At 71.6% G+C, this 20190-nt stretch carries 19 protein-coding genes; 10 read left to right on the top strand and 9 right to left on the bottom strand.

All coding sequences use genetic code 11. From position 1 onward, the window contains the following. Positions 1 to 79 precede the first annotated feature (79 nt). The 3 genes from ACFFRH_RS33080 to ACFFRH_RS33070 form a co-directional block, all read right to left on the bottom strand. Positions 80 to 427, bottom strand: a complete 348-nt coding sequence (locus ACFFRH_RS33080) for a VOC family protein (RefSeq protein WP_386161311.1) — start codon at positions 425 to 427, stop codon at positions 80 to 82. A gap of 74 nt (positions 428 to 501) precedes the next feature. After that, positions 502 to 1305, bottom strand: coding sequence for a helix-turn-helix domain-containing protein (locus tag ACFFRH_RS33075; RefSeq protein WP_386161309.1), 804 nt, complete (start codon positions 1303 to 1305; stop codon positions 502 to 504). 294 nt (positions 1306 to 1599) lie between these two features. Then, positions 1600 to 3672: a prolyl oligopeptidase family serine peptidase gene (locus ACFFRH_RS33070; protein WP_386161307.1), complete on the bottom strand. Its 2073-nt coding sequence runs from the start codon at positions 3670 to 3672 to the stop codon at positions 1600 to 1602. A 318-nt stretch (positions 3673 to 3990) separates the two neighbouring features. On the opposite strand from ACFFRH_RS33070, the gene ACFFRH_RS33065 reads away from it, so the two are divergent. The 3 genes from ACFFRH_RS33065 (at position 3991) to ACFFRH_RS33055 (ending at position 5930) form a co-directional block, all read left to right on the top strand. Beyond that, positions 3991 to 4500 carry an HNH endonuclease gene (locus ACFFRH_RS33065; protein ID WP_329084484.1) on the top strand — a complete coding sequence of 170 codons (510 nt, stop codon included), beginning with the start codon at positions 3991 to 3993 and terminating at the stop codon, positions 4498 to 4500. A gap of 253 nt (positions 4501 to 4753) precedes the next feature. Beyond that, positions 4754 to 5575: a GNAT family N-acetyltransferase gene (locus tag ACFFRH_RS33060; protein WP_344743596.1), complete on the top strand. Its 822-nt coding sequence runs from the start codon at positions 4754 to 4756 to the stop codon at positions 5573 to 5575. A gap of 133 nt (positions 5576 to 5708) precedes the next feature. Continuing rightward, positions 5709 to 5930 carry an FmdB family zinc ribbon protein gene (locus ACFFRH_RS33055; protein ID WP_344743597.1) on the top strand — a complete coding sequence of 74 codons (222 nt, stop codon included), beginning with the start codon at positions 5709 to 5711 and terminating at the stop codon, positions 5928 to 5930. A 137-nt stretch (positions 5931 to 6067) separates the two neighbouring features. Here ACFFRH_RS33055 and ACFFRH_RS33050 read toward each other — a convergent pair whose 3' ends face one another. From ACFFRH_RS33050 to ACFFRH_RS33040, 3 genes are all read right to left on the bottom strand, one after another. Further along, the gene (locus ACFFRH_RS33050; protein ID WP_386161303.1) at positions 6068 to 6550 is read right to left on the bottom strand and encodes a helix-turn-helix transcriptional regulator; all 483 of its coding nucleotides are present in this window, start codon (positions 6548 to 6550) and stop codon (positions 6068 to 6070) included. An 81-nt stretch (positions 6551 to 6631) separates the two neighbouring features. Further along, positions 6632 to 8470, bottom strand: a complete 1839-nt coding sequence (gene ilvD, locus ACFFRH_RS33045; protein ID WP_344743599.1) for a dihydroxy-acid dehydratase — start codon at positions 8468 to 8470, stop codon at positions 6632 to 6634. A gap of 598 nt (positions 8471 to 9068) precedes the next feature. Continuing rightward, complete coding sequence (locus tag ACFFRH_RS33040; RefSeq protein WP_344743601.1) at positions 9069 to 9710, bottom strand: nuclease-related domain-containing protein; 642 nt, start codon at positions 9708 to 9710, stop codon at positions 9069 to 9071. A 337-nt stretch (positions 9711 to 10047) separates the two neighbouring features. Here ACFFRH_RS33040 and ACFFRH_RS33035 point away from each other — a divergent pair, with 337 nt between their 5' ends. The 4 genes from ACFFRH_RS33035 (at position 10048) to ACFFRH_RS33020 (ending at position 12900) form a co-directional block, all read left to right on the top strand. Beyond that, positions 10048 to 11469 (top strand): amidase, encoded by a 1422-nt coding sequence (locus ACFFRH_RS33035; protein ID WP_344743603.1) that lies wholly within the window; start codon positions 10048 to 10050, stop codon positions 11467 to 11469. A gap of 39 nt (positions 11470 to 11508) precedes the next feature. Further along, positions 11509 to 11808 (top strand): hypothetical protein, encoded by a 300-nt coding sequence (locus ACFFRH_RS33030; RefSeq protein ID WP_344743605.1) that lies wholly within the window; start codon positions 11509 to 11511, stop codon positions 11806 to 11808. A 51-nt stretch (positions 11809 to 11859) separates the two neighbouring features. Continuing rightward, positions 11860 to 12222 carry a TPM domain-containing protein gene (locus tag ACFFRH_RS33025; RefSeq protein ID WP_344743606.1) on the top strand — a complete coding sequence of 121 codons (363 nt, stop codon included), beginning with the start codon at positions 11860 to 11862 and terminating at the stop codon, positions 12220 to 12222. A gap of 81 nt (positions 12223 to 12303) precedes the next feature. Further along, the gene (locus ACFFRH_RS33020) at positions 12304 to 12900 is read left to right on the top strand and encodes a Pycsar system effector family protein (protein WP_344743608.1); all 597 of its coding nucleotides are present in this window, start codon (positions 12304 to 12306) and stop codon (positions 12898 to 12900) included. Positions 12901 to 12942: 42 nt separating this feature from the next. Here the strand turns inward: ACFFRH_RS33020 and ACFFRH_RS33015 are convergent, their stop codons facing one another. Both ACFFRH_RS33015 and pepN read right to left on the bottom strand, forming a co-directional pair. Beyond that, entirely contained in the window at positions 12943 to 13905 is a 963-nt protein-coding gene (locus ACFFRH_RS33015; protein WP_344743609.1) for a hypothetical protein, read from the bottom strand. Between the two features lie 177 nt (positions 13906 to 14082). Beyond that, complete coding sequence (gene pepN / locus ACFFRH_RS33010; protein WP_344743610.1) at positions 14083 to 16650, bottom strand: aminopeptidase N; 2568 nt, start codon at positions 16648 to 16650, stop codon at positions 14083 to 14085. A 219-nt stretch (positions 16651 to 16869) separates the two neighbouring features. On the opposite strand from pepN, the gene ACFFRH_RS33005 reads away from it, so the two are divergent. Together ACFFRH_RS33005 and ACFFRH_RS33000 are read left to right on the top strand one after the other, a co-directional pair. Beyond that, the gene (locus ACFFRH_RS33005) at positions 16870 to 17490 is read left to right on the top strand and encodes a mycothiol-dependent nitroreductase Rv2466c family protein (RefSeq protein ID WP_344743611.1); all 621 of its coding nucleotides are present in this window, start codon (positions 16870 to 16872) and stop codon (positions 17488 to 17490) included. A gap of 185 nt (positions 17491 to 17675) precedes the next feature. Continuing rightward, positions 17676 to 19085, top strand: a complete 1410-nt coding sequence (locus ACFFRH_RS33000; protein WP_344743612.1) for an aldehyde dehydrogenase family protein — start codon at positions 17676 to 17678, stop codon at positions 19083 to 19085. A 42-nt stretch (positions 19086 to 19127) separates the two neighbouring features. Here the strand turns inward: ACFFRH_RS33000 and def are convergent, their stop codons facing one another. Then, positions 19128 to 19616, bottom strand: a complete 489-nt coding sequence (gene def / locus ACFFRH_RS32995) for a peptide deformylase (protein WP_344743613.1) — start codon at positions 19614 to 19616, stop codon at positions 19128 to 19130. Positions 19617 to 19715: 99 nt separating this feature from the next. Here def and ACFFRH_RS32990 point away from each other — a divergent pair, with 99 nt between their 5' ends. Beyond that, positions 19716 to 20183, top strand: coding sequence for a ribose-5-phosphate isomerase (locus ACFFRH_RS32990; protein WP_344743615.1), 468 nt, complete (start codon positions 19716 to 19718; stop codon positions 20181 to 20183). The last annotated feature ends 7 nt before the right edge of the window (positions 20184 to 20190 follow it).

Here is a 20190-nt window from a genome sequence, read left to right as displayed (position 1 = left end):
GAACCACCGCTCCGGCTCCCCGGCGAGGATCGCCGTCACGATCGCCTGGTGCCGGACCCGCCGTGCGAGGATCACCGGGTCAGGGCCGGTACGTGCCGAAGTACCAGTCGTTGCCCTCCGGATCCTTGCAGGCGTAGTCACGCGAGCCGTAGTCCTTGTCGTCCGGCTCGCTGGTGATCTCCGCCCCGGCCGCGACGGCCCTGGCGTGGTGGGCGTCGGGGTCGTCCACGACGACGTAGATCCCCGGCCCGCCGGGCTCGCCCGTGCCGGTCATGATCATCCCGGTTCCGACGATCAGCTCACCGTGGCGGACGCCCCCGTCGGGGTCCGTGACGAGTTCGTGGACCTGGAAACCGAAAGCCTCGACCAGCCAGTCGACGGCCTTGCCCGCGTCGCGGTAGCGGACCAGCGGATACACCGTTCGCATGTGTTCTCCTCCCGTGTGGTGATCACCACGATGTCACCGGCGGGAGTGGCGAGGCTTGGAAAAATCTGACCAGGTCACCCGAGGACGCGCGGAGGCGGCACCAGCTCGCGGGGAGTGGCCCCGGCCATCGCCCTGAAATCGCGGTTCATGTGGGCCTGGTCGTAGTAACCGCAGGTGGCGGCGGTGTCGGCCAGGGACATGCCGGACCTCAGACGGCCGGTGGCGTGCTCGAAGCGCAACACCCTGGCCGTGACCTTCGGCGCCAGCCCGATCTGGTCGTGGAAGCGGGAGACCAGGTGCCGGTGGCTCCACCCCAGCTCGGCGGCGATCGAGGCCACGGAGACCGTGCCGCGGGTGGCGACCAGGCGGCTCCACGCCCAGCCGACACGGCGGTCCGGCTCCGGCGCCTCGTCGATGCGCCCGCTGAGCGCCTCGTCCAGCAGGGCGATCCTGGCGGCCCTGCCGGGGGCCTCCGCCAGCCGCTCGACCGTGGCCGTGGCCCAGCCCCCGAGCACCTCCTCCAGCGAGAACAGCCGGTTGGTCAGCTCTCGCATGGGCATCCCGAGCAGCCGTCTCGCCCCGAGCGGCGTGAGGTTGACCTGCACCCCCTCGGCGACCCCGGCCGTGGTGGTGTCGACGTAGGTGTCGTGCAGGCCACCGGCGAACGAGGCCAGCCGCCGGAACCCCGCGGGGCCGCTCAGCGAGAGCGGCACGCCGAACCCGAAGATCATGACGACCCCGGCGAACGGCGGCTGCCGCCGGGGCGTGGGAGCGGCGCGCCGCTCGGTGTAGGCCGACAGATGCGTGACATACGGCCGCAGGAAGGACCCCGGCTCGCTCTCCGTGAAGGTCAGGCCCTCGGCCGCCGCGTCGCTCACGGCCCCGACCCTAGCCGCCGCCACCGACAGTTCACCGGCCGTCCGCGGGGCCCGCCCCCGTCCGGTACGGCCATCGCCCCCTTCTCCTCCGATCTCGCACGTCGCGCCCGAAGGCTCGGAGTATCGAAGGCTCGAAGGATCACGCGATGGCCGTCCTCGTCTCACGGCGTCACGCCCGCTGCCGGGAAGCTCGTCCAGCACTCCCCTCGTCCAGCATCCCTCTCGTCCGGCACCCCCACGGACGCCCTCTCGACGCCCGCCTCCCAAGGTCCCCGCCAAGCTCTCAGGAGGCCCTCAGGAGGTGAGCCCGGTGTGGTAGGCGAGGAAGGTGAGCTGGTCGGAGGCGAGCTCGACGGTCTTGCTCACCGCGCGGGCCCCGTGACCGGCCTCCGCCTCGTTGCGGAGCAGGATCGGCCGGTCCGAGGCCTGGGCGTGCTGCAGGGCGGCGCACATCTTCCAGGCGTGCAGCGGATGGACCCGGGTGTCGGACTGGAAGACGGTGAACAGCGTCGCCGGGTAGGAGACGCCCTCCCGCACCTGGTGGTACGGGGAGTAGGCGTGCAGCCAGGCGAACTCGTCGGGCTTCTCGGCGGAGCCGTACTCGACGTTCCACGTCGCGCCCAGGCCGAACAGCTCGTAGCGGATCATGTCGAGCAGCGGCGCCGAGCAGACCACCGCGGCGTACAGTTCGGGGCGCTGGGTCAGGGCCGCGCCGACCAGCAGGCCGCCGTTGGAGCCGCCGGAGATGGCCAGCCGCGAGGACGTGGTCACGCCGGTGGCGATCAGGTGCTCGGCCGCCGCGTGCAGGTCGTCGAAGACGTTCTGCTTGTGGGAGAGCATCCCGGCCCGGTGCCACTCCTCGCCCTGCTCGCCGCCGCCGCGCAGCTGGGCGATGGCGTACGTGCCGCCCGCCTCGACCCAGCTCAGGACGGACGCCGAGTAGCCGGGGGTCATCGAGATGCCGAAGCCGCCGTAGCCGTACAGGATGGTGGGGCGCGGGCCCTCGGCGCCGGGGAGGGAGATCACCAGCATGTGGACCTCGCTGCCGTCGGCCGAGCGGTAGGTCACCTGCTCGGTGTCGACGGCCGGCACCTCGATGGCCCCGGGGGAGGCCGCCCAGAGCGTCGTCTCGCCGGTGCGGGCGTCGTAACGCTGGATGCTCGGTGGCGTGGTGTTGTCGGTGTAGCCGAACCAGGCCTCGTGACCGCCCTCGGGACGCTCGCTGATGCCGCCGATGGTGCCCAGCCCCGGGGTCGGCACCTCGCCGACGCGCTCGCCGGTGACCAGGTCGTGGACCGAGATCTCGCTGATCGCGTGGCGGGTCCAGCCGACGAGCATGACCGGCCGGTCGAGGCCGTCGAGGATCGCGAAGTCCGTCAGCACGGCCTCGGGGTCCTGCGGGATCAGGTCGCGCCAGTTCTCGAACCGCGGGTCGGACGGGTCGGTCACGCAGACGCGGGCACGCGGGGCCTCCCGGTCGGTGAAGACGTACAGGCGGCCGTCGCGGCCGAAGTGCAGGGCGCTCTGGGCGTCGACGCCCTCCTGGACGACGACCAGGTCGGGCGAGGAGTGGGAGGACGCCTGGAGGTCGGCCACCCACAGGTCGTTGCGCGGCGCCGTACCCCTGGAGGCGGAGATCTGCAGCCAGCGGCCGTCGAGGGAGACCGCCACACCGTAGTAGTTGGTCTTCTCCAGGCCCTCACCGAAGATCAGGACGTCCTCCTCGGTGGAGGTGCCGACCTTGTGCAGGTAGACCCGGCGGTGGTACTGCTCCTCACCCTCGGGCACCTCGGTGGCGGGCAGCCTGCGCACGTAGTAGAAGGCCTCGCCGCCGGGCAGCCACGCCACGGGGGAGTAGCGGCAGCGGTCGATCGGCCCCTCGATCCGGTCGCCGTACGCGACGTCCATCAGGTAGAGGCTCGACTCCTCGTCACCGCCCACCGAGACCTGGTAGGCGAGCAGGCGGCCCTCCTTGTCGGGCTGCCAGGAGTCGAGGGTGGTCAATCCGGTCGGGTCGAGCGCCATCGGGTCGAGCAGCGCCCGCTCGGTGCCGCCGGGATCGACGGTGTAGAGGACGGCGTGCTCCTGCCCGGGGGTGCGCCGCATGAAGAACCGCCGCTCCCCGCGCCACGTCGGCGCGCCGATCGACCCCGAGCCGAGCAGCTCCGCGATCCGGGCCCGGAAGCCCTCACGCCCCGGAAGGGCGTCCAGCCCGGTCTCCAGCAGCCTCTCCTGCCCCACCAGCCAGTCCTTCGTCGCCGGGTCGTTCGGGTCCTCAAGCCATCGATAGGGGTCGGGCACAGGCACACCGTGGAGCTCCTCGACGAGCTCGAGACGGCTGGCTGGAGGGTATGGCTGTCGCGTCATGGCTGGAACCCTACGACCTCCGGGCCGCGGGACGTGGCCATTGCGCGGGCGGCGTATCTGATCTGCGGCGGGAGGAGTTAAGAACTGGTAATGCGGGCATAAAACGTATCAGGTGTCTCTCCAGTCATTTATGGGTGGCGAGAACCACGTTGCAGCAGCCAAACTTGGTGAAGGACGGTGCCGTGGTGAGCATCCGCTGGGCCGTCCGGCGGAGGTCCTCGTGACGGAAGCGCCCGGGCCCCAGGAGGGGCCGCCAGCCGGGGCACGCATCGGCGTGCCCCCCCTATTGACGCGTCGTGCGGCGGGAGAGGCCCGCTGATGCGCCAGGTCCTGCTCTTGAACGCCACCTACGAACCCCTGACCACCCTCTCCCTGCACCGGGCCGTCGTGCTCGTGCTCAGGGAGAAGGCGGACGTCGTGCACCGTGACGGGCGGGGCGCCGTGTTCCGTTCGGCGAGCCGCACGCTCGACGTCCCCTCGGTGATCAGGCTTCGACGATATGTTCGGATCCCCTACCGGTCGCGGATCCCGCTGACCCGGACCGCGCTGATGCGCCGGGACGACTACCGGTGCGCCTACTGCGGCCAGCGGGCCGAGACCATCGACCATGTCATCCCGCGCTCGCGAGGCGGACCCCACACCTGGGAGAACTGCGTCGCGTCGTGCACGACGTGCAACCACCGCAAGGCCGACCGCATGCTGGAGGAACTGGGGTGGACGCTCAACGTCGCCCCGGTGGTGCCACGCGGCGTCCACTGGCGGTTGATCGGCGCGCACATCGTCGGTGACCCCCAGTGGGCGCCCTACCTCGCGGAGAGCGCGGCCTGAGGGCCGGGACACCTCGCGAAGAGCGCGGGCCGGACGGCCGGGCTCGCGAAGAGCGCGGGCCCGGCGGCCGGGATCCGATGACAGGACCGTCGTGGCCGCCTCCCCGGAGGCGGCCACGACGGCCACGGGCGTCCTGCCCCGCCCGTGCCGGGCGGTTTGTCCCCGAGCGCTTCCGGCCGCGGACGCCCTGCCATGCCCGCACGCCAGGCCCCGCCCACTGGCGTGGAAGATCCACGATCGGCACAATCACCTCATGACATGGATCTTCACCTCCGATGTCGAGGCGTACACGGGTGTGACGGAGCCGTGGCTGCTGCGGGATCCGGTTCGCAACACCGTCCCCCTCACGGTCCTGCGCGCCATACGCAACGGCCTGTGGGGCGATGACCCGCTGCTGGGGCGGCTGGAGCGTGACGGCCAGGTCGTGGCGGCGGCCATCCAGACTCCTCCCCACGCCCTCCTGCTCCCCGCGATCCCCTCCGACGTCGTTCCGGCACTCGCCACCCAGCTGATCGAGGCGGAGAGGGCGATCTCCGGCGTGAGCGGCCCGCTCCCGCTGGCCGAGGCGTTCGCCGCCTGCTGGTGGCGGCCCGAGGCGGAGCGCCGCGCCGAACGCCTCTACCGCCTCGACGCGCTCGTCACCCCGGACCCCCTCGCGGACGGGGCCTCCCGCGTCGCCGACGCCGCCGATCTCGACCTCCTGGTCCGGTGGAGCGAGGAGTTCCAGGCCGAGGCCGAAGGCGTCGCCCCCGTAGACCTGACCGCGCTGGTGGCGAGCCGGATCGCCAGGCGGGAGCTGGTCGTGTGGGAGGTGGGCGGGCGGCCCGTCGCGTTCGCCGGTGCCTCCGTGCCCCTCGGCGGGATGTCCCGGGTCGGCCCGGTCTACACGCCCCCGGAGTCCCGGGGGAGGGGCTACGGCACCGCGGTCTCGCACGCGGTGAGCGCCAGGGCGGGCGCCGAGGGCGCCGCCGAGGTGCTGCTCTTCACCGACCTGTCCAACCCCACGGCCAACTCGATCTATCAGGCGATCGGCTACCGGCCGGTCAGCGACTACGTCTCGATCACCTTCGCGTGAGCGTGGTAGAGGCCGACACCTTCGTCTGAGCCTGAGAGAGACCGGCGCCTTCGTCTGAGCGTGGGGGAGGCCGGCGAACACACCTCCGTCACCATCGCGTGAGTGGTCCGGGCGACCTGGGTAACCTTGGGGCATGCCCCGATATGACTTCCGCTGCCGCGCCTGCGGGTCCACCTTCGAGATCTCCCGCCCGATGGCCCGCTCCGGCGATCCGGCGCTCTGCCCCGACGGCCACGACGACACCGTCAAGCTGCTCTCCACGGTCGCCGTGACCGGCGGCTCCACGGGCGCCTCCGCCGCGCCCCAGCCCTCCGGCGGTGGCGGCGGGTGCTGCGGAGGCGGCTGCTGCGGCTAGGCGCCGCCATCGGAGCCCCGGCCCGCGGCCGTCGAGGCAGGGGCTCCTCGCCGAGGTCCGCCACCCGGCCCGGCTCGCACCGCCGGGTGACAGATCGGACGAATCCCGTCGGCTCGCGAGGCCGGCGGGGGTGACGGTCAGGCGGCGCGCTTGCCCTGGAAGGGCAGGAACGCCTCGGCCCGGTGCGGGCGGGCCGGCATGAAGGTGGGCTCGGTGGCGATGATCCTGTCGAACCTGAACGCCCGGATCGCGCCGCGCAGGCGGCACATCCCGACGAGATACCAGTATTCGCGGTGGACCATGCAGGTCACCGGGTCGACGTCGCGGACGGTGACCCGCCCGGAGACGTCCTGGTAGTGGAGGCGGATGACAAGACCCGAGGTGATGGCGGTGGCGATCGTCCGGGCTCGGTCGGCGGTCGGGGCGGACATCGGCTCGGTGAGGGTCGCCAGGGTGGTGGCGACGATGTCGTCGTCGAGCTCCATCTGCTCGAAGGCGTGGCGCAGGCCGCTGCGGGCGGCGTTGGCCTGCGGACCCGACCCCAGATGGGCCATCGACAGGGCGAGGGCGGCGATCTCGGCGGTCGTCAGCGGGGCGGTGAGCTTCATGACATCAGCCATACCCTGATAATACGTCCGAGCACCGACATTTTTTCGAACTTCCTGTCGGGTAAGGCATCTCTACCCGACAGGAAGCCCAGGTCAGCGGGACAGCTGTGACAGGTCGCGCGAGGCGCCGGTCGAGGCGGAGGTCGTGAGCGCGGCGTACGCCTGGAGCGCGGCGCTCACCTGACGCTGGCGGTCGCGCGGCCGGTAGCCGCCCAGGTCGGCGATGAGCCTCTCGCGGCGGGCGGCCAGCTCCTCCTCGGTCACCTTCAGCTCGATCGAACGGCCGGGGATGTCGATCGCGACGAGGTCGCCGTCCTCGACGAGGGCGATGGTGCCGCCCTCGGCCGCCTCGGGGGAGGCGTGGCCGATGGACAGCCCGCTCGTGCCGCCGGAGAAGCGGCCGTCGGTGACCAGCGCGCAGTCCTTGCCCAGCCCCTTGCCCTTGAGGAACGAGGTGGGGTAGAGCATCTCCTGCATGCCGGGCCCGCCCTTCGGCCCCTCGTAGCGGATCACCACGACGTCGCCGGCCTTGACCCTGTTGTTGAGGATGCCCTCGACCGCGTCGTCCTGCGACTCGAAGACCACGGCCGGGCCCTCGAACCTCCAGATCGACTCGTCGACCCCGGCGGTCTTGACGATGCAGCCCTCGGTGGCGATGTTGCCGTACAGGACGGCCAGGCCGCCGTCGCGGGTGTAGGCGTGCTCGGCGTCGCGCACGCAGCCCTCGGAGCGGTCGAGGTCCAGCTCCTCCCAGCGGGCGCCCTGGGAGAAGGGCTTGACGGTGCGGACGTTGCCGGGGGCCGCGTGCCACAGCTCCAGCGCCTCGGGCAGCACCTCGGGCGACTGGGGGTCCCAGCCGTCGAGGTAGTCGCCCAGGGTGCCGCCGTTGACGGTGTACGCGTCGCGGTGGAGCAGGCCCGCCCGGTCGAGCTCGCCGAGGATCGCGGGGATGCCGCCCGCGCGGTGGACGTCCTCGACGTGGTACTTCGCCGTGGCGGGGGCGACCTTGCACAGGCAGGGCACCCGCAGCGAGATCTCGTTGATCTCCTTCAGCCCGAAGTCGACCCGGGCCTCGCGGGCCGCGGCCAGGATGTGCAGGATCGTGTTGGTCGAGCCGCCCATCGCCACGTCCAGCGCCATGGCGTTCTCGAACGCGTCCTTGGTCGCGATGGCGCGCGGCAGGACCGTCTCGTCGTCCTGCTCGTAGTGGCGGCGGGTGATCTCCACCAGCTGACGCCCGGCGTCCTCGAACAGCTTCCTGCGCGCCTTGTGGGTGGCGAGGATCGTGCCGTTGCCCGGCAGCGCGAGGCCGATGGCCTCGGCGAGGCAGTTCATCGAGTTGGCGGTGAACATCCCGCTGCACGAACCGCAGGTCGGGCAGGCGTTCTCCTCCATCTCCAGCAGCTCGGCGTCGGAGACGGCGTCGTTGGCGGCGGCGATCATCGGATCGATCAGGTCGAGCTTGCCGTTGGGGGTCTTGCCCGCCTCCATCGGCCCGCCGGAGACGAAGACCGTGGGGATGTTGAGCCTGAAGGCGGCGAGCAGCATGCCCGGGGTGATCTTGTCGCAGTTGGAGATGCAGATCAGCGCGTCGGCGCAGTGCGCGTTGACCATGTACTCGACCGCGTCCGCGATCAGCTCCCGGCTGGGCAGCGAGTAGAGCATGCCGCCGTGGCCCATCGCGATGCCGTCGTCGACCGCGATCGTGTTGAACTCGCGCGGGATCGCGCCAGCCTCGCGGATCGCGCCGGCGACGACGTCGCCGACCTCGCGGAGGTGGACGTGCCCGGGGACGAACTGGGTGAAGCTGTTGGCGACGGCGATGATCGGTTTGCCGAAGTCCTCACCCGCTACACCCGTCGCCCGGAGCAGGGCCCGGGCCCCGGCCATGTTCCTGCCGTGAGTGACCGTACGAGACCTGAGGGCGGGCATGAGGCTTCTCCCATCATCGAAACCGTGTCTACAAATGGTACGGCTACCGCCCGGTGCGTGAGACGCCTGTCCGCGACGCGAGACGTCCGGTCCGTGACCACATGTTCCGCCGACACCGCACGAGCATGATCGACATACGAGGCGGGACAGGCGGGGAACGGGCGGGGCCGGGGGCGCCGAGGTGGCGGGCCGGTGTCCGGGGCGGTTCCGGGACGCCGACGGGGCACGGGGTGGGCACCGGGGCGGCGACCGGCGGGCCCGATACGGACCCAGGGTGTTCTCCGACACTACCGAAGGTCGCGGCGCCCGGCGAACCCGGGGCGAGCGCCACCCGCGCGGGAAGGTCCTCGATCACCCACCGCGCGCCGGCGCGGGAGACCCCGGGCACCCGCCGCGTGTCGCGACGCCCGCGCGGGAGGACCCGATCACCCGGCTCCCCCGGCGCGCGGGCGCGCGAAGGGGGCACGCGGGTACGGGAGAGGAGGGGAGACGGGAGTCGCCGGGCCGGGGCGCCGGGCGGGGCGGACTCCCGTCGGTCCCGACGGGGAGGACGGGGAAGGTGCGGTCAGGCGAAAACGGGCTCGCCGGACAGCCGGAATCAGTTCTCCGGATAGCGCGCGGGCAGAACCTGCTCGGCGGCCTCGAAGATCCTGTCGATCTCGGCGTCGGTGAGTGAGCGTTCGCGCTTGGTGATCCATTTACGGACACGACTGCCGTCGAAAACGTCGACCTCGCGGACGTTGAGGACCTTCCAGGGGATGGCCGGGCCGTAGATCGCCAGGGACGGCACGATCGTGACCTCGCGGCCCAGCTCGGCGCCGATCAGCTCCCCGGCCTGGGAGGCCTCCCAGCGGGCCTCGTCGAGGCGGGGCTTCTGGTTGAACGGGCCGTGGAACAGCTTGCGGTGAGACTGGACGCGGACCGGCAGGCGCTTGTCCCACTTCTCGGAGTCGACCGCGTAGACGCCGGTGGGGCCCACGACCAGATGGTCGATCTGGGCCTCGCTGCCGGGGATCGCGCGGGCGTGCAGGGTGCGGTATCCGCCGCGCTCCAGCCGTTTCAGCTGCATCTCCGTGCGCCGCTCCGCGACCGAGGCGCGCCGCCAGGCGGGCACCGACGAGTTGGAGCGGGCCCGAAGCACCGTGTCGACGATCGCGGCCACCACGGCGGCGGTGAGGCCCAGCGGCCAGCTGGCCAGCAGGACGCCCGCGAGCACGCCCACACCGACCGAGACGATCACACGTCGGCGCAGGTGGCGGTACTTCGGGTGGTCGAGCAGGTTGCGCAGCGAGGCGCGCTCGACAGGTGCGTACGTAGACGCTGGCGCGGCGGGTCGAGACGTCGGCCGGTCTTCGGCCTGTCGGTCACTGACCCAAATCGGTGACGCATTGTTACCGTCTTCTGGTACCTGACCGGAATCCACGTAACTCACGGTAGCTGACGTCCTCGGGGGTGCCTAGTATTGCGTATCTCATACTTTTGTGACCGCCGTCACCCGCTTGGCACTGCTATGAACCGGGTACCTTAGATGCTTTTCGCTCTGGATAACCGCGTGTTCCGCGCCTACTGTGCGGGGCGTGGCCCACATTCACGATCTTAACGCCCTGGAGCAGGCGGCAGCCGTGCGACGCAGGGAGGTCTCGCCCGTCGAGATCACCGAGCACTACCTCGACCGGATCGCCCGCCTGGACCCCCGGGTCGGCGCCTACGTGACGGTGACCCCCGAACTCGCCCTGGAGCAGGCCCACAAGGTCGAGGCCCGGGTGCTCGCGGGGGAGGACCTCTCGCCCCTGGCCGGGGTGCCGATCCCGATCAAGGACCTCAACCTCGTCAAGGGCGTGCCGATCCGTTTCGGCTCGGCCACCTACGAGGACTTCGTCGCGCCGGTGGACGACAGCCTGGTCGAACGGCTCGGCGAGGCCGGGACGATCATGCTCGGCAAGACCGCGACCCCCGAGTTCGGGCTGCCGTGCTACACCGAGACGTCCGTCTCCCCGCCCAGCCGCACCCCGTGGGACCTCTCCCGGTCGGCGGGAGGGTCCAGCGGGGGCGCGGCGGCGGCGGTGGCCGCGGGCCTGGCCCCCGCCGCGCAGGGCAGCGACGGCGCCGGGTCGATCCGCATCCCCGCCTCGGCCTGCGGGTTGTTCGGCCTCAAGCCGTCCCGGGGCAGGATCAGCTTCGCGCCGATCGTCCCCGACCTGGCGGGCCTGTCGACCAACGGCCCGATCACCAGGACCGTCGCCGACGCCGCCGCGCTGCTCGACGTGATGGCCCACCACAGCCCCGGCGACCTCTACCACGCCCCGCCGCCCGAGCTCGGCTCCTTCGGGGCGTACGCGGGCCGCGACCCCGGGCGCCTGCGGATCGCCCGCTACGCCGAGCCGCTGGTCCCCGGCGCCGTGCTGGACCCCGAGGTGCTCGCCGCCTACGAGCACGCCTCGGCGGCGCTGGCGGCGCTGGGGCACGAGGTGGTCGACATCGACCCGCCGTTCGGGCCCGAGCTGGTGCCGCGGTTCGTGACGCTCTGGTACGCCTTCTCCTGCATGCACCCGGTCGACCTGGCCAGGCAGGACAGGCTCAGGCCGCTCACCGCCTGGCTGCGCGAGCGCGGCTTCGCCACGCCCGCCCCCGACTTCCTCCAGGCCCAGTCGGCGCTGCAGTTCGCCACCCGGATGGGCCTGCGGGCGACCGACCCCTACGACGCGGTGCTCACCCCGACCCTGACGCAGCCGCCCCGGCCCGTGGGCTGGTTCGAGGACGTCGACGATCCCGAGGAGACCTTCGAGCGGATGAAGCGGTTCGCCGCCTTCCCCGCCGTCTACAACGCCAGCGGCCAGCCCGCGGTCAACCTCCCGCTGTACTGGAGTGCCGAGGGTCTCCCGATCGGCGTGATGCTGGCCGGGCGGTTCGGTGACGAGGGCACGCTGATCTCCGTGTCGTCGCAGATCGAGGCCGCCCGAGGGGGTTTCTGGGGCGGGCGCAGACCCGCCGTCTGGTAGCCCTCGACGGGGAGATCGGCGCCGGGTTACTTTTGAGGTGTGGACAGTGCGATCGAGGTCTTCGGCTTTCTCGTCGGAGTCTCCGGCGGCCTGTTCCTGCTCATCGCCCTGCTCGTGACGATGCCCGGCAGGATGCGCGACAAGGCCGCGAGGAGCACCTCGGCGGGCGCGGTCTGGCTGGGTGGCCCGTCCGGCAGCGAGCGGGGGATCACCGGCTCCGTCCTCGTGCTGGCCGAGCGGCGGCCCGCCGGGCCCCCGGCGCCGGAGACCGACTGGGTCGCGCTGGCGGAGACCTCCGAGCCCGGACGGCACATCGGCGGGGCGTCGGCGGCCTGGTGAGCCGGACGGCCGGTGGATCGTCCCGCGAACGGTGAAGGCGAGGTGGCGGAGATGCTCACCCTGACCCCGACAGAGGGGGACGACGTCCGCGGAGCCCTGCGCACTGCGGAGCGCAGTACCGGCCTGCGTTTCGCCGCCTACCTCGGGCCGGCGATCGGGCCGCGCCGCCACTTCTCCGAGCGGCTGCACGCCGCGCTGGGCACCGACGCCGACAGGGCCGTGCTCGTCTTCGTGGACCAGCGGGGGAGGGCGGTGGAGATCGTCACGGGTCCGCTGGCGAGGCGGTGGCTGCCCGACGCCGAGTGCCGGGTGGCCGCGACGTCGATGGCCGCGGTGCTCGGCCTGGGCGACCTGGTGGGCGGGCTGGTCACCGGCGTCCTGCTGCTCGCGGACCGGGCGTCGCGGCGCAGGTGACCCTGCGGCCCCGCCGGCCTAACGATCCTCCGGGCTCGCTGTTCGTGCGGAAGGAAGATGATTTTCCCGGATAATCGGCTCGTGCTGAGGATCATGCGGGACACGCTGCCGGATCGCTCTCGCAGGAGGTCCACGGCGGAGCGGGAGCCCGGCATGATCTTCGAGTACGTCCAGGCGATGCTCGCGGACGCCCGCCGGAGGGTCCGCAGGGAGGACGAGACGGCGGCCATCCTGCTGTTCACGACGGGGGCCGCCGCCGGTGCCGTCGTCGCCGGGCTGCTGAACGGCCACTGGAGACCCGGCGAGCTGTCCAGCAGGATCGAGTGGCTCTGGTGGACGAGCATGTTCTTCTGGCTGATGGGGCTCCTCGTCCTCGCCGCGGCCCTCTACCGCCGTACCGCGGGGCTCGCGGGCAGGACCCTGGAACGGCGCCGCTTCTACCCCGGAGGGGTCGCCGGCGACACGCCGCCGGAGCCGGACCCCCGCCTGGGGTACTGGCTGGCATCGGACGCGGGCGGCCGCGCCGCCGAGGCCAGGGTCGACCTGGTCGTCCTGGAGATCAGGAGGCTCAACGCCGTCGGGGACGCCAAGCAGCGCTACATCCGCCGCGGCGTCCTGCTCATGACGTTCTCCATCGCCTGCTGCGCGCTGTCGCTGATCGTCGACCGTTCACTCTGAGCCCCGAGCCGCTCCGCGCCCCGGGTCCGGGTCCGGAGAGGCTCAGGGCTGGAGCAGCTTCACCAGGTATGTGCTGATGTCGGCGAGCAGCGTCGAGGGCGCCACCGGGGCGTTCGCGACCGCGGAGAACAGGGCGGGCAACCCCGGCAGCGGGAAGCCGTCGTCACCGGACGCCTCGCCGCCCACGCCGTTCTTGGCCAGCACGGTCCGGCTGCGCTCCCACGCCTCGGTGACCTCCTCGGGGGAGGGCACGCCGAACCCGTGGCCCACCGGGGCCGCGTGGCGCAACCGCACCAGCGGGGTCTCGGCGAAGGCGAGGGCCACCCGGGAACGCAGCGCGAGGTCGTCGCGGAGGTCCGGCTCCACCCAGTCCATCGCGGTGCAGGGGTTGCGGCAGTCGGCGACGCAGGTGGCCAGCGCCCCGGCCACCTGGCTGTGCTGGCGGTCGAAGTAGGCGCGCCACCCCTCGGCCGGCTCCCCGGCCACCCGCAGGGTCCGGTTCACGGCCGACTGCTCGGCCCTCGTGTGGTCACAGTCGCGGTCGCCGATCACCCCGAACCTGCTGCCCGGCGCGGTGAGACCCTCCGGCCAGCGCGCCGGGTCCCCGGCGCTGCCGAGCACCGGTTCGAAGGCGAGCAACGGCAGATACTCGCTGGCGATGTGGACGGCGGCGACCATGGGGCTCAGCTCGCGGCGGTGCCACCTGACCGCGATGACCTCCAGCAGCAGCCCGTACGCGGGCCGCAGCGACTCCAGCGCGCCGCGCGGCTGCTCGCGGGGCGTCTGCGGCATCGTGCAGGCCCGCGCCCGCCGCCGTATGTCGCTCGGCACGGCCCGTGCCTCGGCGGCGAAGTCCTCCGCGTCGAGCGAGAGCAGCCGCTGGCCGAACTCGCACGCCGCCTCGATGTCGCCCGCGTCCTCCACGACGCCCGAGGCGAGGGCCCCGACATCGCCGAAGGCGTATCTGCGGGCCAGGGAGACGAGCAGGTCACGCGCCGATTCCACGTGATTACCCTCTCACGACCCACGAACGACAGGACTGTTGTCTAGGCAAAATGCGACGCGGGGCGCTTCCCACGCTTGATGACTATTTCTACCAGTGTTTTGCCAGAAACCGCTCAAGACCTCGCGACGCGGAGACCCCCGCGAGGCCGGGCCCGGCCTCGCGGGGGTGAACCGGGCTCAGGCCGCCGAGGCGTCCTTGGCCTGGGCGCGCAGGGCACGGCCGATGCTGTCGGCGCCTTCGAGCAGCAGGCGCTTGAGGGCGTGCGGCGGCTGGGTGGACGAGATGAGGTCCTGGGTCGCGGCGACCGTCTCGGGGGAGATGTTCAGCGCCGGGTAGCAGCCGTTCGCGAAGTTCTGGGCGCTGTCGGAGCTCCAGGTCGCCCAGATCCTGCTGACCTCCTCGAAGTACTTCGCCCCGTACGGCTCCAGCAGGTCCGGGTGGCGCGGGTCCATGAAACCGGCGAGCGTCGAGCGGAGCAGCGCGCCGCTCAGCTTGCCCTCGGTGATCGCGGCCCAGGCGTTCGCCTTGCCCTGGGACGTGGGGATCGCGGCGCGGCAGAGCGCGGCGGAGCGCTCGCCCGTCGCGGTGGCGTCGCGCAGCAGCTCCTGGGCGATGTCCTCCTCGCCGAGCAGGCCGCCGGAGACCAGGGCGCCGGTCAGCGTCCAGCGCAGGTCGGCGTCGACGGTGAGACCTTCGAGCACCGTCTCGCCGTCCAGCAGCCCCTTCAGGAACGCCAGGTCCTCGGTGGAGGTGGCCACGGCCGCCAGCGCGTTCAGGTAGGCGAGCTGGTGGTCGGAGCCGGGCTCGGCCGCGGAGACCAGGCCGCGCAGCGCGGCGGCGAGCCGGGCCAGGCCCTCGGGGCGCCAGGCGGGGTCGGCGTACTGCTGGACGGCGAGCCGCGCCTGGCGGAGCACGGTCTGGGCGACCGTGATGTCCGCGACCGACTCGATGTTGGAGACGACCAGGGTGAGGTAGTCACGGGTGGACATCTCGGCGTCGCGGGTCATGTCCCAGGCGGCCGACCAGCACAGCGCGCGGGGCAGGGACTCGGTGAACCTCGCCACGCCGCCCTCGGTGATGGTCCGCAGCGACCGCTCGTCGAGCCTGACCTTGGCGTACGTCAGGTCGTCGTCGTTGATGAGGACCAGGTCCGGCTGGACCTCGCCGACCAGCTCGGAGACCGCGGTGCGCGCGCCGACGACGTCCAGCTCGACGCGCTTGACGCGGACCAGCTCGCCGTCCCGCAGGGAGTACAGGCCGATGGCGACGCGGTGCGAGCGCAGCGTCGGGTAGTCGGCCGGGGCCTCCTGGAGCACGTCGAACTCCAGGAAACGGCCCTCGGGGTCGACGGTGAACGACGGGCGCAGCGTGTTGACCCAGGAGGTCTCCAGCCACTCCTTCGACCAGGAGGACAGGTCGCGTCCCGAGGTGCGCTCCAGCGCGCCGAGCAGGTCCGCGAGCGTGGTGTTGCCCCAGGCGTGCTCGTTGAAGTAGTCGCGGACCCCGGCCAGGAAGTTGTCCAGGCCCACGTAGGCGACGAGCTGCTTGAGGACCGAGGCGCCCTTGGCGTAGGTGATCCCGTCGAAGTTGACCTCGACCGCCTGCATGTCGACGATGTCGGCGGCGATCGGGTGGGTGGAGGGCAGCTGGTCCTGGCGGTAGGCCCAGGCCTTCTCGACGTTGGCGAAGGTCGTCCAGGCGCCCTGGCCCCAGCGGGTGGCCTCGGCCTGGCAGAGCACCGAGGCGTAGGTGGCGAACGACTCGTTCAGCCACAGGTCGTCCCACCAGCGCATGGTGACCAGGTCACCGAACCACATGTGCGCCATCTCGTGCAGGATCGTCTCGGCGCGGCGCTCGATCACCGCGTCCGTGACGCGCGAGCGGAAGACGTAGTCCTCCAGGAAGGTCACGCAGCCCGCGTTCTCCATCGCCCCGGCGTTGAACTCGGGGACGAAGAGCTGGTCGTACTTCCCGAACGGGTAGCGGACGCCGAAGATCTTGTGGAAGAAGTCGAAGCCCTGCCTGGTCACCTCGAAGAGGTTGTCCGCGTCGAGGTGCTCGGCCAGCGAGGCCCGGCAGTACAGGCCCAGCGGGATGCCGTCGTGCTCGGAGGTCACCTTGTGGTACGGCCCGGCGCACAGCGCGGTGATGTAGGTCGACATCACCGGGGAGGGCGGGAAGTGCCAGCGCTTGGCCGCCTGGAGGGCCCCGTGCCTGCCCCGGTGCTCGGCCAGCTCCTCGGCCGCGTCGGGCGCCGCGTTGGAGACGACCTCCCAGTGGGACGGCGCGAGCACGGTCAGCTCGAAGGAGGCCTTGAGGTCGGGCTGGTCGAAGCACGCGTACATCCGGTGCGCGTCGGCGGTCTCGAACTGGCTGTGCAGGTAGACGCTCTTGTCGACCGGGTCGACGAAGCGGTGCAGGCCCTCGCCGGTGCGGCTGTAGGAGCAGTCGGCGTCCACCCGCAGCTCGTTGGTCTCGGCCAGGCCCGGCAGCGGCAGCCGCCCGGTCTCCACGTCGTAGCCGCTCACGTCCAGCTCGACGCCGTTGAGGACGGCCTTGCGCACCTTGGCGCCGGCCAGATCGACGAACGTCTCCGCACCCGGCCGGGTGCTGGTGAAGCGAACCGTGGTGACGCTCTCGAAGCGCTCCTCACCCTCGGTCAGGTCGAGCTCCACCGCATAGGACTGCACGCTGAGCAGCCGTGCGCGCTCGCGCGCCTCGTCACGGGTCAGATTGCCTGCCACTACCGCTCCCTCTTCACAACTTCCCCCGCTCCATTGCTAAGGGGTGACTGAATCCTGCCACGTAAGGGCGCGGACCGTCGCTTCGCATCAGCCTGCGGACTGATACCCGGATTTGAGAATAAAGCGGCATGTCAAGGTATTAATGAACCTGCGGAATAGGGAACTCTGTCGTCCGGGTTGTCGCTACCGAAGCAGCATCACGACCAGGAAGCCGGAAAAATGACTGAGCGCACCCCCGTGGATCTCTGGTTCGACCCCTTCTGCCCCTTCGCGTGGATGACCTCCCGCTGGTTGCTGGAGGTGGAGAAGGTGCGGCCGATCGAGCCGCGCTGGCACATCATGAGCCTCAACGTGCTGAACGAGGACAAGGACGTCCCCGACACCTACCGCGAGATGATCGCCAAGGCCATCGGGCCGGTCCGGGTGGTCGCCGCCGTGCAGGAGAAGTACGACTCCGAGACGGTCGGCCGTCTTTACACCGAGCTTGGCACCCGTTTCCACAACCACGGCAGGCTCAAGGATCTCGACACGCTGCGTGAGACCGTCCAGGAGGCCCTGGAGGCCGCCGGGCTGGACCGCGCGTTCGCCGACGTGATGGACTCGACGGAGTTCGACGAGGCGGTGCGCGCCTCGCACAGCGACGGCATCGACCGGGTCGGCCAGGAGGTCGGCACCCCGGTGATCTCCGTCGACGGCGTCGCCTTCTTCGGCCCGGTGATCTCGCCTGCCCCCAAGGGCGAGGAGGCGGGCAGGCTCTGGGACGGCGTGCGCCTGGTGGCGGGCACCGACGGTTTCTTCGAGCTCAAGCGCTCCAGGACCCGGCAGCCGATCTTCGACTGACCCGCTCCTCCCGCCGTTCGGGTCCGCTGTCTCCGCGCGGTTCCCGTCCGCCGCGACCGGGGCCGACGGCCTCGGCGCGCCCGCCGGTGCGGCGCCGCTGTGCTCCCGTACAACGATCATCGTTGTACGGGAGCCGCGTTCGCCTCTCCCTCGCGCGACAACGGCACGCACGCCAGGATGAGGGCATGCGTCACCTATATCTGGATGGGGCCTGGCGGCCGTCCGCGTCGACCGAGAGCATCGACGTGATCAATCCCGCGACCGAGGAGCTGATCGACAGGGTTCCCGCGGGAGCGCCCGCCGACGTCGAGGCCGCCGTGGCCGCCGCGCGCGCGGCCTTCCCCTCCTGGTCGGCGACGGCCCCCGCCGAGCGGGGCAGGATCCTCGCCGCGGCCGCGGACCTGATACGAGAACGCTCCGACCAGATGGCCAGGATCATCGCCACGGACATGGGCGCCCCGTACGGCCTGGCGATGAGGGTGCAGACGCTGATGCCGGCCGGGGTGCTGGCCTCGTACGCCCAGCTGGCCGAGACCTACGACTTCGAGGGCGGGCAGGTCGGCAACTCCCGCGTCTTCAGGGAGCCGGTCGGGGTGGTCGCCGCCATCACTCCGTGGAACTACCCGCTCCACCAGGTCGTCTGCAAGGTGGGCGCCGCGCTCGCCGCGGGCTGCACGGTCGTGCTGAAGCCCAGCGAGGTGGCGCCGCTGGCGGCCTTCGCGCTCGCCGGCATCTTCGACGAGGTCGGGCTGCCCGCCGGGGTCCTCAACATGGTCAGCGGGTACGGCCCGGTGGTGGGCGAGGCCCTGGCCGCCCACCCCGAGGTGGACATGGTGTCGTTCACCGGCTCCACCCGGGCCGGGCGCCGGGTGGCCGCGCTCGCGGCCGAGACGATCAAGCGGGTGGCCCTGGAACTCGGCGGCAAGTCCGCCAGCCTGGTCCTGCCGGACGCCGACCTGCCGTCGGCCGTCAAGGCGACGGTGGCCAACGCCTTCGTCAACTCCGGCCAGACCTGTTCGGCATGGACCCGCATGATCGTCCATCGCGACCGGTACGACGACGCCGTCCGTCTCGCCGTCGAGGCCGCGGGGGGATACACCGTCGGCGACCCCTTCGACGAGACGACCAAGCTCGGCCCGCTCGTGTCCGCGGCCCAGCGCGACCGGGTCGTCCGCTACATCAACCGGGGCCAGGAGGAGGGCGCCCGGCTGGTCGCCGGAGGCACCGACCGGCCCCTGGAGCGCGGCTTCTACGTCGAGCCGACGGTGTTCGCCGGGGTGGAGCCGGGGATGGTGATCGAGCAGGAGGAGATCTTCGGTCCCGTCCTCACGATCATCCCCTACCTCCGGGGCGAGGACGAGGCGGTCGCCATCGCCAACGGCACGCCGTACGGCCTGGCGGGCGCGGTGTGGGCGGGCAGCGAGCAGCGCGCGGTGGAGGTCGCCCGGCGGCTGCGCACCGGCCAGGTGGCGGTCAACGGAGGCCGGTTCAACCCGCGGGCGCCCTTCGGCGGCTACAAGCAGTCGGGCCTCGGCCGGGAGCTGGGCGAGTTCGGGCTCGAGGAGTATCTGGAGATCAAAGCCGTCCAGCTCTGAGGACCGCCCCGGCGGTCACCGGGATCACCGGGATCATCGGGATCAGGGGGCCTGGAGCAGGACCTTCCTGGCGGCGTCCCTGGCCAGCCTGTCCACGTAGAGCCTGCCGTCGAGGTGGTCGGTCTCGTGCTGGAAGCAGCGCGCCAGCGTGCCGCGGGCCCTGATCCGGATGGGCCGCCCGAGCCGGTCCAGGCCGCTCACGGTGACCCCCGCGGCCCGGGGCGTCCTGGCGTAGATCGGGGTGCCGGTCCCGCGGTCGGGGACGGACAGGCAGCCCTCCTCGTCGAGGACCTCGGTGTCGTCGTCCACGGTGAGCTCCGGGTTGATCACGTGGCCCTTGCGGTTGCTGCAGTCGTAGACGAAGATCCGCTTCGACACGCCGATCTGCGGGCCGGCGAGGCCGACGCCCTGAGCGGCGTACATCACGGCGAACATCTCGTCGATCATGCGCCGCAGGTCGCGGTCGAAGTCGATGATCGGCTCGGCGGGCGTGCGCAGGACAGGGTCACCGACCACTCGGATGTCACGCATGTGGGGGCTCTCTCTTGTAAGGGTTCGACGAGCATCGCGACTGTTACTCTAGCCGGGGGCCGGGTGGAGCCGCCCAAGCACACCTGCGAAACTGTGCGGGTGCGCGTCTACATCGGTGCCGACCATGCCGGCTATGAGCTCAAGAACCACGTCGTCTCCTGGCTGAAGGAGCACGGCCACGAGGTCGAGGACTGCGGTCCCTTCGTCTACGACGAGGAGGACGACTACCCGCCGTTCGTGCTGCGCGCGGCCGAGGGCGTCGTGGACGACCCGGGCAGCCTGGGCGTCGTCATCGGCGGCTCGGGCAACGGCGAGCAGATCGCGGCCAACAAGGTGCGCGGCGTCCGCGCCGCCCTGGCCTGGAGCGAGGAGACCGCGAGGCTCGCCCGCGAGCACAACAACGCCAACGTCGTCAGCCTCGGCTCGCGGATGCACGAGCCGGAGGAGGCGATCCGGTTCGTCGAGACCTTCCTCGGCACCTCCTACTCAGGGGCCGAGCGGCACAACCGCAGGATCGCGCAGCTCACCTCGTACGAGACCATCGGCCAGCTCCCGCCGCTGCCGTAGCCCCCGG

The organism is Streptosporangium vulgare (assembly GCF_042428775.1).
GTDB lineage: Bacteria > Actinomycetota > Actinomycetes > Streptosporangiales > Streptosporangiaceae > Streptosporangium > Streptosporangium vulgare.
The sequence above is the reverse complement of the archived record's forward strand: the minus strand, read 5'-3'. Positions and strand labels throughout refer to the sequence as shown.